14 protein-coding genes are annotated in these 13,819 nt (G+C 60.1%); 11 read left to right on the forward strand and 3 right to left on the reverse strand.

The window, feature by feature from the left end; all coding sequences use genetic code 11:
- Positions 1-235 precede the first annotated feature (235 nt).
- From lolB to prs, 3 genes are all read left to right on the forward strand, one after another.
- Positions 236-859 (forward strand): lipoprotein insertase outer membrane protein LolB, encoded by a 624-nt coding sequence (lolB, locus tag IMX17_RS08285; RefSeq protein ID WP_025302493.1) that lies wholly within the window; start codon positions 236-238, stop codon positions 857-859.
- Positions 856-1,722, forward strand: coding sequence for a 4-(cytidine 5'-diphospho)-2-C-methyl-D-erythritol kinase (ispE, locus tag IMX17_RS08290; RefSeq protein ID WP_182264636.1), 867 nt, complete (start codon positions 856-858; stop codon positions 1,720-1,722). The genes lolB and ispE overlap by 4 nt, the downstream gene beginning before the upstream one ends.
- 174 nt (positions 1,723-1,896) lie before the next feature.
- A complete protein-coding gene (prs, locus tag IMX17_RS08295; protein WP_004941061.1) occupies positions 1,897-2,844 on the forward strand; it encodes a ribose-phosphate diphosphokinase in 948 nt (315 codons plus the stop codon).
- 185 nt (positions 2,845-3,029) lie between these two features.
- Here the strand turns inward: prs and ychH are convergent, their stop codons facing one another.
- Positions 3,030-3,308 carry a stress-induced protein YchH gene (ychH, locus tag IMX17_RS08300; protein ID WP_033642754.1) on the reverse strand — a complete coding sequence of 93 codons (279 nt, stop codon included), beginning with the start codon at positions 3,306-3,308 and terminating at the stop codon, positions 3,030-3,032.
- 301 nt (positions 3,309-3,609) lie between these two features.
- On the opposite strand from ychH, the gene pth reads away from it, so the two are divergent.
- Both pth and ychF read left to right on the forward strand, forming a co-directional pair.
- A complete protein-coding gene (pth, locus tag IMX17_RS08305; protein ID WP_033652046.1) occupies positions 3,610-4,200 on the forward strand; it encodes an aminoacyl-tRNA hydrolase in 591 nt (196 codons plus the stop codon).
- A 223-nt stretch (positions 4,201-4,423) separates the two neighbouring features.
- Positions 4,424-5,515 (forward strand): redox-regulated ATPase YchF, encoded by a 1,092-nt coding sequence (gene ychF, locus IMX17_RS08310; RefSeq protein ID WP_033633304.1) that lies wholly within the window; start codon positions 4,424-4,426, stop codon positions 5,513-5,515.
- A gap of 87 nt (positions 5,516-5,602) precedes the next feature.
- Here ychF and IMX17_RS08315 read toward each other — a convergent pair whose 3' ends face one another.
- Positions 5,603-6,037: a tautomerase family protein gene (locus tag IMX17_RS08315; RefSeq protein ID WP_046899318.1), complete on the reverse strand. Its 435-nt coding sequence runs from the start codon at positions 6,035-6,037 to the stop codon at positions 5,603-5,605.
- A 166-nt stretch (positions 6,038-6,203) separates the two neighbouring features.
- Here IMX17_RS08315 and IMX17_RS08320 point away from each other — a divergent pair, with 166 nt between their 5' ends.
- Positions 6,204-6,704: a helix-turn-helix domain-containing protein gene (locus IMX17_RS08320; protein ID WP_193549596.1), complete on the forward strand. Its 501-nt coding sequence runs from the start codon at positions 6,204-6,206 to the stop codon at positions 6,702-6,704.
- Position 6,705: 1 nt separating this feature from the next.
- On the opposite strand, the gene IMX17_RS08325 is transcribed toward IMX17_RS08320, so the two are convergent.
- The gene (locus IMX17_RS08325) at positions 6,706-7,389 is read right to left on the reverse strand and encodes a helix-turn-helix transcriptional regulator (RefSeq protein ID WP_227414477.1); all 684 of its coding nucleotides are present in this window, start codon (positions 7,387-7,389) and stop codon (positions 6,706-6,708) included.
- A gap of 375 nt (positions 7,390-7,764) precedes the next feature.
- Between IMX17_RS08325 and IMX17_RS08330 the strand changes: the two genes are divergently transcribed.
- The 5 genes from IMX17_RS08330 (at position 7,765) to IMX17_RS08350 (ending at position 13,779) form a co-directional block, all read left to right on the forward strand.
- Positions 7,765-8,298 carry a fimbrial protein gene (locus tag IMX17_RS08330; RefSeq protein WP_046686889.1) on the forward strand — a complete coding sequence of 178 codons (534 nt, stop codon included), beginning with the start codon at positions 7,765-7,767 and terminating at the stop codon, positions 8,296-8,298.
- Between the two features lie 89 nt (positions 8,299-8,387).
- Entirely contained in the window at positions 8,388-9,110 is a 723-nt protein-coding gene (locus IMX17_RS08335) for a molecular chaperone (protein WP_182264639.1), read from the forward strand.
- Between the two features lie 20 nt (positions 9,111-9,130).
- On the forward strand, positions 9,131-11,662 hold the full coding sequence (locus tag IMX17_RS08340) for a fimbria/pilus outer membrane usher protein (RefSeq protein ID WP_193549597.1): 2,532 nt from the start codon (positions 9,131-9,133) through the stop codon (positions 11,660-11,662).
- Positions 11,663-11,689: 27 nt separating this feature from the next.
- On the forward strand, positions 11,690-13,030 hold the full coding sequence (locus IMX17_RS08345) for a fimbrial protein (protein WP_047026270.1): 1,341 nt from the start codon (positions 11,690-11,692) through the stop codon (positions 13,028-13,030).
- Positions 13,027-13,779 carry a molecular chaperone gene (locus IMX17_RS08350; protein WP_227414478.1) on the forward strand — a complete coding sequence of 251 codons (753 nt, stop codon included), beginning with the start codon at positions 13,027-13,029 and terminating at the stop codon, positions 13,777-13,779. Before IMX17_RS08345 ends, IMX17_RS08350 begins: the two co-directional genes overlap by 4 nt.
- Positions 13,780-13,819: the final 40 nt, after the last annotated feature.

Consider the following 13,819-nt stretch of genomic DNA (forward strand, 5'->3'; position numbering starts at 1 on the left):
CGTTTGCGCAACTCCGGCGCCGCTTATCGGGCGCGCCTCCCCCGCCTTCAGCCGATTGTGTTAATCTTAATGGCGACCCCGACGCGCGCGCCGGGTTGGCATTGCGCCGGCAAAAGCGGCAAGATTCAACGCGATGCAGCAAAAAATTGACGCGTCGCCGCCGCCCCGTTAGCGTGAGCGCTGAATCCGGGTTTCGTCGCGCATGCCCGCAAGGACAAAAGGACAAGAGAAAGTTATGCCAATACGCAAAGTTAGTTTGCTCCGTCTGATCCCGCTGGCCAGCCTGGTGCTGGCCGCCTGTACCACCACCAAGCCGACCGGCCCGGCCACCAGCCCAACCTCACCGCAGTGGCGCGCCCATGAGCAGGCGGTGCAACAGCTCAGCACCTATCAGACCCGCGGCTCCTTCGCCTACTTGTCTGATCAGAAAAAAGTTTACGCCCGCTTCTTCTGGCAGCAGTTCTCGCCGGAGCGCTACCGCCTGCTGCTGACCAACCCGCTGGGCAGCACGGAAATGGATCTCAACGTGCAGAAAAACGTGGTGCAGCTGACCGACAACCAGGGCAAACGCTACGTCAGCGACAACCCGGAAGAGATGATCCGCAAGCTGACCGGCATGGCGATCCCGCTGAACAACCTGCGCCAATGGATGCTCGGCCTGCCGGGCGAAGCCAGCGATTTTGCGCTGGATGACCAATATCGCCTGAGCAAACTGACCTACCAGCAAGGCGGCCAGACCTGGAAAGTGGATTACCAGGGCTACAGCAACGAGGTGCAGCCGACGCTGCCGAACCGCCTGGAGCTGCAGCAGGGCGACCAGCGCATCAAGCTGAAGATGGATAACTGGACGCTCAAATGATCCGCCAGTGGCCCTCCCCCGCGAAACTCAACCTGTTTCTGTACATCACCGGCCGTCGTGAAGACGGCTATCACCTGCTGCAGACGCTGTTCCAGTTTTTGGACTACGGCGACACCCTGACCATTGATCCTCGCCAGGACGGCTGCATTCACCTGCTGACGCCGGTCGAGGGCGTGCCGGATGAGCAGAACCTGATCGTGCGCGCCGCCCGCCTGCTGCAGCGCTATTGCGATGAACGCGGCCTGCAAACTGCGCCGCGCGGCGCCGACATCAGCATCGACAAACGCCTGCCGATGGGCGGTGGCTTGGGCGGCGGCTCCTCCAACGCCGCCACCGTGCTGGTGGCGCTGAACGAATTGTGGCGCTGCGGTCTTGGCGACGACCAACTGGCAGAGCTGGGGCTCAGCCTCGGCGCCGACGTGCCGGTGTTCGTGCGCGGCCACGCCGCCTTCGCCGAAGGCATCGGCGAGCGCCTGCAGCCGGCCGAGCCGCAGGAAAAATGGTATCTGGTGGCGCATCCCGGCGTCGGCATCCCGACGCCGGTTATCTTCGGCGACGCCGAATTGAAAAGGGACACCCCGGTTCGCTCCTTAAGTGAGCTGTTGCAGGCGCCGTACGCAAATGATTGCGAACCGATCGCAAGAAAACGTTTTCGCGAGGTTGAACAGCTTCTTTCATGGCTGTTAGAATACGCCCCGTCACGCCTGACTGGCACAGGTGCTTGTGTGTTTGCTGAATTCGACACAGAAATCGCCGCCCGTCAGGTGTTAAATCAAGCCCCGGAGTGGTTGTGTGGTTTTGTAGCGCGCGGCGTTAACGTCTCCCCACTACATCGCATCCGTTCCGGGCGGTTTGAGTCGTAGCTCAACGTTTCGCTGCGCAGGGTCATGCACACCTGGCCCTGTTATCCCTGCGCTGCCTGCGGTCTCAATTTTAGTTTTACATACCCGTATGTATATTGCGCCGGCGTCGCCGACTGCCCCTTGGCGATGTCGCATGACAATATCTTCTCTGGACGCAAGCCTGAGGTTCTTCTCGTGCCTGATATGAAGCTTTTTGCTGGTAACGCCACCCCGGAACTAGCACAACGTATTGCCAACCGTTTGTACACCAGCCTTGGTGACGCCGCTGTAGGTCGTTTTAGCGACGGCGAAGTGAGCGTGCAAATCAACGAAAATGTACGCGGCGGTGATATTTTCATCATCCAGTCCACCTGTGCCCCGACCAACGACAACCTGATGGAACTGGTTGTGATGGTCGACGCCCTGCGTCGCGCCTCCGCAGGTCGTATTACCGCCGTTATCCCTTACTTCGGCTATGCCCGCCAGGATCGCCGCGTGCGTTCCGCGCGTGTGCCAATCACCGCCAAGGTTGTCGCCGATTTCCTCTCCAGCGTAGGGGTTGACCGCGTTCTGACGGTGGATCTGCATGCTGAGCAGATTCAAGGCTTCTTCGACGTACCGGTAGACAACGTGTTCGGCAGCCCGATCCTGCTGGAAGACATGCTGCAGCAAAATCTGGAAAACCCGATCGTGGTTTCTCCGGATATCGGCGGCGTGGTGCGTGCCCGCGCTATCGCCAAACTGCTGAACGACACCGACATGGCCATCATCGACAAACGTCGCCCGCGCGCGAACGTTTCTCAGGTGATGCACATCATCGGTGATGTGGCAGGCCGCGATTGCGTGCTGGTCGACGACATGATCGACACCGGCGGTACCTTGTGTAAAGCGGCTGAAGCGTTGAAAGAACGCGGTGCCAAGCGCGTATTCGCCTACGCGACGCACCCGATCTTCTCCGGCAACGCCGTGGACAACATCAAGAACTCGGTGATTGATGAAGTGATCGTCTGCGACACCATTCCACTGTCGCCGGAAATCAAGGCACTGAAAAACGTTCGCACTCTGACCCTGTCCGGCATGCTGGCTGAAGCCATCCGCCGCATCAGCAACGAAGAGTCGATCTCTGCGATGTTCGAGCATTGATTCGTCGTCTTTCCGGTGCGGCGCCCACTGCGCCGGAAAGATAGCGAGCCCGAATGCAGAAAAAGAAAAACCCGTTGGTGCGCAAGCAACAACGGGTTTTCTACTTGTAGTCCGACATGACCTCAAACCTTAATGCACGGCAGATGTTCCCTTGCCCTGCTCTTGCTTCCCTTCTGCTTTTTTAATCAATGCGACGAACGATGTTGATCGTTGCGGCACCGTTTATCAAAGTGTTTTACCCACCAGTAGCGATCCGCTACCTGCTCGCGGCCGCCGATACGCGCGCCCACCAGCCACAACAGCGCGCCGACGAAGATGCTCATGATGGCGCCGTGGGCGAAAAATTGCGGTAAATTGAACTGCGATACTTCAGCAAGAATGGAGTATCCGACGCCGCCGATCATCACGACCAGGCCCAGCCCCATAAAAAAGTTGCCCATTCTGTCCGCGTTTCTACGTTTCATATGCCACCTCCATGATTGCCATGTGCCAACCGGGATAACGCTGCAACTTGTTAACCCACTTTGATAAGTTAAGTATAGCCCTTGCTGCGGCAAGGGGATTGCGGAGGCGATCACAAATGGTAAAGAATTATTGACACTTCTTAACACACGGCTGAAAATTAGCGGACAAATTGAATTATTCAGCTAATGAATCATTCATCTTTCTTACCTGCGACGACGGCGGAGATCGGATTTTGTCATTCGCCGCCCCGACAGGTAGACTAAGGCCCTTTCCATTACCCTGATCATAGCGAATCACTCAGTGAGCAGTATTAAATTGATAGTCGGCCTGGCAAACCCGGGCGCGGAATACGCCCAGACGCGCCACAACGCCGGCGCCTGGTACGTCGATCTGCTGGCCCAGCGCCACAATCAGCAGCTGAAAGAAGAGAGCAAGTTCTTCGGTTATACCGCCCGTTTGAACCTGGCGGGCAACGACGTGCGCCTGCTGGTGCCGACCACCTTCATGAACCTGAGCGGCAAAGCGGTGCTGGCGATGGCCAACTTCTACCGCATCGAACCAAGCGAAATCCTGGTGGCGCACGACGAGCTGGACCTGCCGCCCGGCGTGGCCAAAATCAAGCTCGGCGGCGGCAACGGCGGCCACAACGGCCTGAAAGACATCCAAAACAAGTTCGGTAACAACCCGAACTTCTATCGTCTGCGCATCGGCATCGGCCATCCTGGCGACAAGAACAAGGTGGTGGGCTTCGTGCTCGGCAAGCCGCCGGCCGGCGAGCAGAAGATGATCGACGAAGCGATCGACGAATCGCTGCGCTGCACCGAGATGCTGATGAAGGACGGGCTGGAAAAAACCGTTCAGCGCCTGCACAGCTTCAAGGCGCAAGCCTGAACCTTGCCGCAGCGGGCGCCCTGCCCGCTGCCGGCTTTTAGCCACGCGGGTGGAAGGTCTCCTCGCCCACGCGGCGTCTCCTCTCCTGCTGCGGATCGCCCCGCCAATCAAGTCTGATCGAGATAAACGCCCATTACGTGTATAATGGCGGCATTATTTTGCCCTTTATGCAGTCGATTAAATCTAACCGGCTGATAGTTAAGATATTTAAGGTGATTACAACATGGGATTCAAATGCGGTATCGTCGGCCTGCCTAACGTAGGCAAATCCACCCTGTTCAACGCGTTGACCAAAGCGGGCATTGAAGCAGCCAACTTCCCGTTCTGCACCATTGAACCGAACACCGGTGTGGTGCCGATGCCCGATCCGCGTCTGGATAAGCTGGCCGAGATCGTCAAGCCGCAGCGCATTCTGCCGACCACCATGGAATTCGTCGACATCGCCGGCCTGGTGAAAGGCGCGTCCAAAGGTGAAGGCCTGGGCAACCAGTTCCTGACCAACATCCGCGAAACCGAAGCCATCGGCCACGTAGTGCGCTGCTTCGAAAACGACAACATCATCCACGTCAACAACAAGGTCGATCCGGCCGAAGACATCGACGTGATCAACACCGAGCTGGCGCTGTCTGACCTGGACACCTGCGAGCGCGCCATCCACCGCGTGCAGAAGAAAGCCAAAGGCGGCGACAAAGACGCTAAAGCCGAGCTGGCGGCGCTGGAGAAATGCCTGCCGCACCTGGAAAACGCCGGCATGCTGCGCGCGCTGGATCTGACCGCGGAAGACAAGGCGGCGATCAAATACCTGAGCTTCCTGACGCTGAAGCCGACCATGTACATCGCCAACGTCAACGAAGACGGCTTCGAGAACAACCCGTACCTGGACACCGTGCGTAAAATCGCCGACGCCGAAGGCTCCGTGGTGGTCGCCGTGTGCGCCGCCGTGGAATCCGACATCGCCGAGCTGGAAGACGAAGAGCGCGACGAGTTCATGGCCGAGCTGGGCCTGGAAGAGCCGGGTCTGAACCGCGTGATCCGCGCCGGTTATGAACTGCTGAACCTGCAAACCTACTTCACCGCCGGCGTGAAAGAAGTGCGCGCCTGGACCATCCCGGTAGGCGCCACTGCCCCGCAGGCGGCCGGCAAGATCCACACCGACTTCGAGAAAGGCTTTATCCGCGCCCAAACCATCTCCTATGACGACTTCATCACCTACAAGGGTGAGCAAGGCGCCAAAGAAGCCGGCAAAATGCGCTCCGAAGGTAAAGACTACATCGTCAAAGACGGCGACGTGATGAACTTCTTGTTCAACGTCTAAGCCTCTCTCCGCAGCGCTTTTTTCCGCTGCCGGAAACGGAAAAATCCACGCTTCGGCGTGGATTTTTTTGTCCTGATATCCCCAGACTCAACCCATCCCCCCCTCCCACACCGAAGGCCGGTTATCCTTGCGCCACTTCTCTCCTGCCGCCGTCCCCGGCGCCGGCGGTTTTAAACCTTCGATAGTCCACAGCGAGAACGGCGTTTCGTCCACGTGCAGCTCCCAACGCAGCCCGCGGGCGGCGATGTAGGGTTGCAGGATGCGGGTGCAGGCCGCCAGAAATTGCTGCCGCTCCGCGTCGTTGTCCATGGCGCGCGCGATATGGTCGATGGTCACCCGCACGAAGTCATCGGCCGGTTCGCCGCCGAGATAAGCCGTGCCGGGCGGCAACGCATGGAAGAAGACGTTGACGTAGAAACGTGGCAAAAAGTCCTGGTACAGGGCGGTGACCTTCTGCGCAATCGCGCGTTTATCGGCAGCGCTGAAGGCCGGTTCGGGGTGGTAGATCTGCCACAGTGGCATCGCATTGTCTCCTCGGTGTGGGCGTAGGCTATCGGCAACCGCTTTGATCGGTAGCCGGTTTAAAACAATAACTCCAATAATAAGAGTAATAACTCCAATTATTGAAGTTATCAAGCCGAGGCGATAACATTCTCGGCAATCAGGCGGCAAGCGGAGGTAAAGCAACGTGAAAGCAAAAGGGTTTGAAGGCATGACGTGCTCGGTAGCGCACGTGCTGTCGGCATTGGGCGATCGCTGGGGCGCTATTCTCATGCGCGATCTGCTGCTGGGGCTCTCGCGCTATGACGATCTGCGCCACTCGACCGGCATTACCAACAATACGCTGGCCGACCGGCTCAAGGCCCTGGAAAGCCACGGCCTTATCGAAAAGCGCCAATACCAAACGCGCCCCGCTCGTTATGAGTATCTGCCGACGGAGAAGGGAAAAGATCTCGGGCTGCTGGTGATGGCGATGATTCAGATTGGCGACAAATGGAATCTGTCCGAGCTGCCCGGGCCGCCGCTGCGCGTGGTTGACCGCGTAACCGGCCACCCTGCCACCCTGCGCGCGGTGGATGCCGTGACCGGCGAATCGCTGCTGGCGCAAAACCTGGCGCTGGCGGCCGGGCCGGGCGCCGACGAAATGACGCAATGGCGGCTGGCCGTCGGCCAAGCCCGTTCGTTGTGATCTACAGCAGCGCAATCATCTTCAGCAGTTCCACCCGATTACGGATGCCGAACTTCTTGCCGGCATTGTTGAGGTGCGAATAAACGGTTTTCGGGTGCAAATTCAGCCGCCGCGCGGTCAGGCGGATATCTTCCGTACGGGCCGTTTCACACAGTACCGCCGCCTCGCCGGGCGTGATCGCCGCCGCTCGATGCCTGTTCAGCGCGCGCCGTTCACCCGCCTTTTCCCGGCGGCTCAACGCCGCGCAGGTCTCCCGCACCACCTGTAGCGCTTCCCGTTTGTGCAAAATCGCATCCGGCTGCGCCGCCGCGATAAACGCCAGGATCAGCGGCGAAGTCTTATCGACGAAGAACAGTATCCGGACGCCTTCATATTCAGCACGTGAAGCGTGAATAAATCGCAAATACGCTTCGAACCGATAAATTTCATGGGGAAAATCCATGATAATTAAATCAGGCGCAGGGCTTATATTTTTAATAATATTAATATTGGGCGAGGATAAGGTTATCACTCCTTCTCCCAATAATGTTTTCACCCCCAAACGGCACAGCGGCGAACCGTCGATATAAATCACTCTCACTTTAATTCTCCTTATCAGCGTGAAAGTATGCTTCCACACCTCAGTCGGCTTGTCGCTGCTCTTTTTTGGGGTAATTCGCCTGCAAAGCACACCGATATAAAACATCTTGATAACATGTTTTTCAAATAATCACGCAACAGCCAGTGCTTTGATTAATACGCAAAAAAGGCATGAATGTTTCAAATTATTTCATTCACAAAAACTGACAATTCAATAAAAACGCAACGCAATGATATAGATCTATTTTCTATTTTGTATGATATAAGCGAAAATGAAAGTAAATGTAACAACAGGAGCCATCACCTTATTGCCTTATTCAAAATATCTATAGGGAAAATTCTTAGTTTGTTAGGATGAAAATCCATGTTTGCCGACGCGTTTAAAAAACAATTGCGCAACATGATTAATCAACAACCGCACGTCAGTAAATTATTACTGTCAGGAAAGCTTTTCTCTAAAGTAAATTAAAGGGCATTTCACATGAATGTTAAATTAGTCGCATTATCCATGCTGACTCTCTCCGGCGCCTGTGCGGCCGCCTCGTCCAATACGGTGCAATTTAAAGGCGAAGTCAGCACGCAAACCTGTTCGGTGAATATTAACGGCAACCAATCCAACCCGGTTGTTCTGCTGCCGACCGTCGCCGCCAGCCAGCTCGCCACCAAAGGCGCCACCGCCGGCGACACCACCTTTACCGTTAACGTCACGGGCTGTGCGGCGGCAACCAGCGATACGGCGATCAAAACCGTGCTGGCGGGCAACAACCCGACAGTTAACGGCAACCTGGGCAACGCGGGCGATGCGGCCAAGGTTTCCATTCAACTGCTGGACAGCGACGCCACTACGCCGTTGTCATTCGCCAGCGGCTCTACCGTCACCACGTCGGCGATGACGCTGGCGAAAGACGCCACGTCCACCTCGCAGAACCTGGTGGCTCGCTACTACGCGGAAGATACCGGCGTAGCGGCCGGTTCGGTGATCGCCACCGCACAGTTCGCCATTACCTATAGATAAGCCGGCGTCAGGCGCCATACCTGTTGATGACAGCGCCGTTCCTTAGCGGACGGCGCTGAATGACTCGCTCCCTTTATCGGTTCACGTTTATGCAGCAGATAACCCGTTACGCCCGCCGTTGGGCCGCCCTATCGTTTTGCCTGATGAGTTTTGCCGCCAGCTACGCGTCGGCCAGCGTCACGCTGCTCGGCAATCGCGTGATCTACCCCGCCGAGGCGCGGGAAAAAACGCTGCAATTCACCAATGACGACGGCGCCCCGGCGCTGATGCAGATCTGGCTCGATATTAATAACCCCAAGTCCACGCCGGAAAACGCCGACGCGCCTTTTGTCGCCTCGCCGCAAATCTTCCGCATGAATCCGCACAGCGGGCAGATGGTGCGGCTGTCGTTCGTCGGCCAGCCGCTGCCGCGCGATCGCGAATCGCTGTTCTACCTCAACTTCCTGCAGGTGCCCGCCGTGCGTCAGACGGACAGCGACAAGAACAAACTGCTGCTGGTGGTCACCAATCGCCTGAAAGTGTTCTATCGCCCGGCCGGGCTGGCCGGCGACGCCAACCATGTCATCGATAAGCTCAGCCTGCGCCAGGTCGGCAACGCGCTGCGCGTCGATAACCCGACCGGCTACTACGCCAACGTCAGCCAGGCCGCGATACTCAGCGGCGCAAAACGCACCCTGATCCCGCAGGCGGACCTGATCCCGCCGTTTTCGCAGGCCAGCTGGCCGGTGAACGGTGAGGTGCGGCAGATCGCGCTGCGCGTCATCAATGACTATGGGGTGGAAATCACACGCACCCTGAACGTCGCGCGCTGAAACCAGACAGGGAGGTTTTCATGTTCGATGCTCGCAAGGCGACGCCGCTTCCCGCACGCTGGTGTTGCGCGCTGCTGGCGCTGCCGCTGGGCTGCGCCGCCGCCGATGGCTACACCTTCGATCCCGCGCTGCTGCGCGGCAGCGTGCTGAGCAACAGCGCCCTGAGTCAATTCAACCAACAGGACGCCGTCGCCCCCGGCAGCTATCAGATCGATCTGTACCTCAACGGCCAGTTTCTCGAGCGAGATCAAATTCGTTTCGTGCGCGAAGGCAAGCAGGTGCTGCCCTGTTTCGATCGCGCACAGCTGACGCGCTTCGGGCTGAAAAATCCGCCGGCGGCCGAAACGGCATGCCTGCTGCCCGGCCGGGATCTGAAGGACATCACGGTGAACGCCGATATCTCGCGGCTGCGCCTGGATCTGAGCATTCCGCAGGCGCTGTTGAACGGCCAGCCGCGCGGCAGCGTCAATCCCGCCAGCCTGGACGGCGGCGAATCGATGGTCTTCGTCAATTATAACCTCAACCAATACCACGTCAGCTACCGACAGGGGCAAACCCGCGACCTCGACTCGACCTACGCCAACCTGAACGGCGGGTTCAACCTCGGGCTCTGGCGCTACCGCCAGCAATCCAGCTACCGCTACGATCGGGAATTCGGCGGCCACCTGGACACCAGCCGCCGCTACGTGCAGCGCGCGATCTTGCCCTGGCGCAGCGAAATGCTGCTGGGCGAAGGCTTTACCGACGGGCACTTCTTTTCTGGCCTGGGCTTTCGCGGCATTCAGCTCAGCTCGGACGATCGCATGCTGCCGGATTCACAGCGCGGCTATGCGCCGGTGGTGCGCGGCGTGGCGAAAAGCAACGCGCGCGTGACGGTGCTGCAGGGTAAAAGCACGCTGTACGAAACCACCGTGGCGCCGGGGTCGTTCGCCATCAACGATCTGTACGCCACCAACTACGCCGGCGATCTGACCGTGGTGGTGACCGAAGCCGACGGCAGCGTCAGCACCTTCACCGTGCCGTTCGCCGCGGTGCCGGAATCCATCCGCCCCGGCCAGTCGCGCTACTCCGCCATCGTCGGCCGTTCCCGCTACGTCGGCGATAACGATCTGTTCAGCGAACTGACCTGGCAACACGGCCTGACCAACGCCCTGACCTTCAACGTCGGCAACCAGCTGGCGGACGGCTATCAGGCGATGATGCTGGGCGGCGTGTACAGCAGCGAACTGGGCGCCTTCGGCATGGACACCACCTATTCCCACGCCAGCCTGCCGGACGGCGGCGCCTCAGGCTGGATGCTGCATCTCTCTTACAGCCGAACCTTCAGCCCGACGGACACCACCTTATCCATCGCCGGCTACCGTTATTCCACCGAAGGCTTCCGCGATCTCAGCGACGTGCTCGGCGTGCGGCGCGCCGCCGTCACCGGCCAACGCTGGCAGTCCGATTCCTACCGCCAGCGTTCGCGTTTCGAGGTGGCCGTCAATCAGGGCATGGGCGCGTTCGGCAGCCTGACGATGTCCGGCTCGACCCAGGACTACCGCGATCAGCGCGGCCGCGACAATCAGCTCCAGCTGGGCTGGGGGAAAACCTTCGGCAACGGCGTGGCGCTTAACCTCTCCGTCACCCGCACCCGCAGCCTGGGCTACAGCAACGACGACTATCGCGGCTACGGGCCGTTGGATAACGTCTACAGCGCGCCGTTGGCGCAGAACACGCAAACCGTCACCGCCCTGTCGCTGAGCTTCCCGCTCGGGCGTTCGTCATCCGCCCCCAGCGTCTCGCTGCTGGCCAACCACAGCCAGGGTCAGGGGGGCAACTATCAGGCTGCGCTATCGGGCAGCGTCGGCGACGAACAGCCGGTCAGCTACGGCCTGAACTTCACCACCGACGACGATCGCCAACAAAGCATCTGGGGCGGCAACCTGCAAACCCGCCTGCCTTACGCCAACGTCACCGGCTCGTTCTCCACCGCGCGCCAGTATCGACAAGGCTCACTGTCGCTGCAGGGCGCGGTGGTGGCGCACCGCGGCGGCGTGACATTAGGGCCGTATGTCGGTGACACCTTCGCCCTGATAGAGGCGCCCGGCGCCAACGGCGCGCAGGTGATGGGCGGCCAAGGCGCGCGCGTCGATCGCTTCGGCTATGCGCTGGCGCCGGCGCTGGTGCCCTATCACTACAACACCGTCGCGCTGAACCCCGAGGGCATGAATGATAAAGCGGAACTGGAGGACGGCCAACAACGCGTCGCCCCGTACGCCGGCGCCACGGTGCGCCTGCGCTTCAACACCGTGCGCGGCCAGGCGCTGCTGATTACCGCACAGCGTCCCGACAACGCGCCGATCCCGATGGGCGCCAACGTGTTGGACAAAGCGGGTAACAGCGTAGGCATGGTTGGCCAAGCCAATCAGGTGTATCTGCGCAGCGACCGGAATGCCGGCACGCTGACGCTGAACTGGGGCGACGCGCCCGGCCAGCAGTGCACGCTGCATTATCGCCTGCCCGCCGCGGAAGACAGCCCGATTCAGCGGCTCAGCGCCCCGTGCCGCTAGCCCGTTTAACTTATCTCAGGAGAGACGATGAAACGCATTTCTTATTTGGTCGCCGCCCCGGCGCTGTTCGCCCTGTCGCTGTTCGGCGCGCCCGCGGCGCTGGCGCAATGCACGCGCGTCGCCCCCTGGATCGACTCCGGCTGCGATCCTTGCGGGGTGGGCACGGCGCTGGGTCGGGTCAACCTGACCAGCACCTATCTGCAGCCCGTCGGCACGCCGCTCGGCACCAGCGTGTTCGATCTGACCTCCGGCACCCGCTATCCCGACCCAAACAAAGTGCTGTATGAATGCGATGCCGGCGATGTCGGACAGATCTATGAAGTCTTCGCCACCAACGGCGACGATCGCGTCGGCGGCTATTACGATCTGGGCGCCAGGGACGGCAACCCCAACTATTACGCCACCTACTTCCCTTACGTCGGCATTCGTTTGACCCATCTGGATTCCGGCAAGGTTTTTACCCGTTACTGGCAGTCGGCGCCGATTACCCGCTACGCCACCGTCGGCAACAAAATCCAGATCCGGGTGAAAGACTTCAGCGCCATCCGCGCCGATCTGATCCGCATCAGCTCGCTGCCGGGCGCGGGCGCCAGCAACTACTGCGGCTACAGCGCCGGCAACCCGCTGGTGGGCATGGCGTCGACCACCGGCAATTCGAACTATACCTGCACGCAGCCGAACGGCTATGTCACCTTTCAGGGGCCCGGCATCGCCTCGGATCCTATCGGCAGCGACTCCGCCACCAACTACGCCACCTGGGGCACCGGGCGCTGGAACGCGATGGGCATGGGCACTGCACCGATCTCTTCGCTGACCTATACCGCCACCTGCGTGGCGCGCAACGTCACGCCGCTGGTGATCCTGCCGACCCTCTCCGTCAGCCAACTGACCGCCGGGCAAACCTCGCAGGCGCAGTTCACCCTCAATATCGAATGCGACAACGCCGCCGTGTCCGGCGTCAGCAGCAACAATACCGCTCTAGGCCTGCAGGTGCCGTATGAAAGCTATGTCGCGGCGCAGCGGCTCGGGTTGGTCAGCGCCAACGGCGGCGTAAGTTACCTGCTCTCCAGCGGCTACGGCACCGACAGCAGCGTCGCCACCGGCGTGGGCATCGCGCTCGCCAACGCCGGCAACGGCGCGCCGATGAACTTTGTCGGCTGGGCGCGCTGCAGCGCCGGGCAATGCCCGCAGGGCAGCGACGCCGGCTGGTATCCGGTGCTCAACGGCGCCAGCGGCGGCGGCAGCACTGCAGCGGGGTTTACCCACTACACCACCCAGCTCACCGCCACGCTCGCCCGGCTGCCTGGCCAAACCGTCACCGCCGGCAAGGTGGACGCCAGAGCCTACGTCTGGGTTAAGGTGCAATGATGAGAAAGAAATACCTGATTATGGGATGCGCCCTGCTGATGGCGCTGGCCTCCATCGGCGCGCAGGCGGGCATCATCGCCTCCGCCACGCGGGTGATCTTTCACGAGGGCGAGACGGAAAAAACCCTGATGCTGCTCAACACCAACGGCTACCCGATCGTGGCGCAAACCTGGGTCGATAACGGTGACGTCAACGCAGCCCCCGAACTGTCCCGCGCGCCGTTTGTCGCCCTGCCCAGCGTGTTCGCCCTGCAACCTTCGGCGCTGAAAGGGCTGCGGATCCTGTTTGCCGGCGCGAACCTGCCCGCCGACAGAGAGTCGGTGTTCTGGCTTAACCTGTATGAGATCCCGCCCACCCGGCCGACCACGCCGCCGCTGGCGTCGCGCGTGACGCTGGCGATGAACACCCAGATGAAAATCTTCTACCGGCCCAGGGCGCTGAAGGGGAAAGCCGAAAACGCGGCCGAGGCCGTCTCATTCACGCTGCAAAAATCGCCGGACGGTTATCTGCTGCGCTGTCAAAACCGATCGGCGTTTTATCTCTCGTTCGCGCGCATCGCCGTGCACGCCGACAGGCGCGATTACCCGGTGCGGCAAGAAAGCGACATGATGACCGCGCCATTCAGCTCGCGGGATTATCACCTCGACGGCGTTTCGGCATCCGCGCTCCCCTCTCGGGCCACCGTTCGGGCCACCCTCATCAACGACCAGGGCCAGCAGATCGTCAAGCCATACACAGCAAACCCATAACGATAAAAAGCAGCGCATTTTTTTAAGTACAGGAAATAGG

The sequence above is a fragment of the Serratia sp. X3 genome (assembly GCF_014982455.1).
GTDB lineage: Bacteria > Pseudomonadota > Gammaproteobacteria > Enterobacterales > Enterobacteriaceae > Serratia > Serratia ureilytica.

Bases quoted from the DNA above. Each gene is read 5' to 3' on its own strand.
- IMX17_RS08315 (WP_046899318.1), bottom strand. From the start codon at position 6,037: ATGCCACTGTGGCAGATCTACCACCCCGAACCGGCCTTCAGCGCTGCC.
- IMX17_RS08335 (WP_182264639.1), top strand. From the start codon at position 8,388: ATGCAGCAGATAACCCGTTACGCCCGCCGTTGGGCCGCCCTATCGTTT.
- ychH (WP_033642754.1), bottom strand. From the start codon at position 3,308: ATGAAACGTAGAAACGCGGACAGAATGGGCAACTTTTTTATGGGGCTG.
- IMX17_RS08350 (WP_227414478.1), top strand. From the start codon at position 13,027: ATGATGAGAAAGAAATACCTGATTATGGGATGCGCCCTGCTGATGGCG.
- IMX17_RS08325 (WP_227414477.1), bottom strand. From the start codon at position 7,389: ATGTTTTATATCGGTGTGCTTTGCAGGCGAATTACCCCAAAAAAGAGC.
- IMX17_RS08340 (WP_193549597.1), top strand. From the start codon at position 9,131: ATGTTCGATGCTCGCAAGGCGACGCCGCTTCCCGCACGCTGGTGTTGC.
- lolB (WP_025302493.1), top strand. From the start codon at position 236: ATGCCAATACGCAAAGTTAGTTTGCTCCGTCTGATCCCGCTGGCCAGC.
- ispE (WP_182264636.1), top strand. From the start codon at position 856: ATGATCCGCCAGTGGCCCTCCCCCGCGAAACTCAACCTGTTTCTGTAC.
- IMX17_RS08345 (WP_047026270.1), top strand. From the start codon at position 11,690: ATGAAACGCATTTCTTATTTGGTCGCCGCCCCGGCGCTGTTCGCCCTG.
- ychF (WP_033633304.1), top strand. From the start codon at position 4,424: ATGGGATTCAAATGCGGTATCGTCGGCCTGCCTAACGTAGGCAAATCC.
- IMX17_RS08330 (WP_046686889.1), top strand. From the start codon at position 7,765: ATGAATGTTAAATTAGTCGCATTATCCATGCTGACTCTCTCCGGCGCC.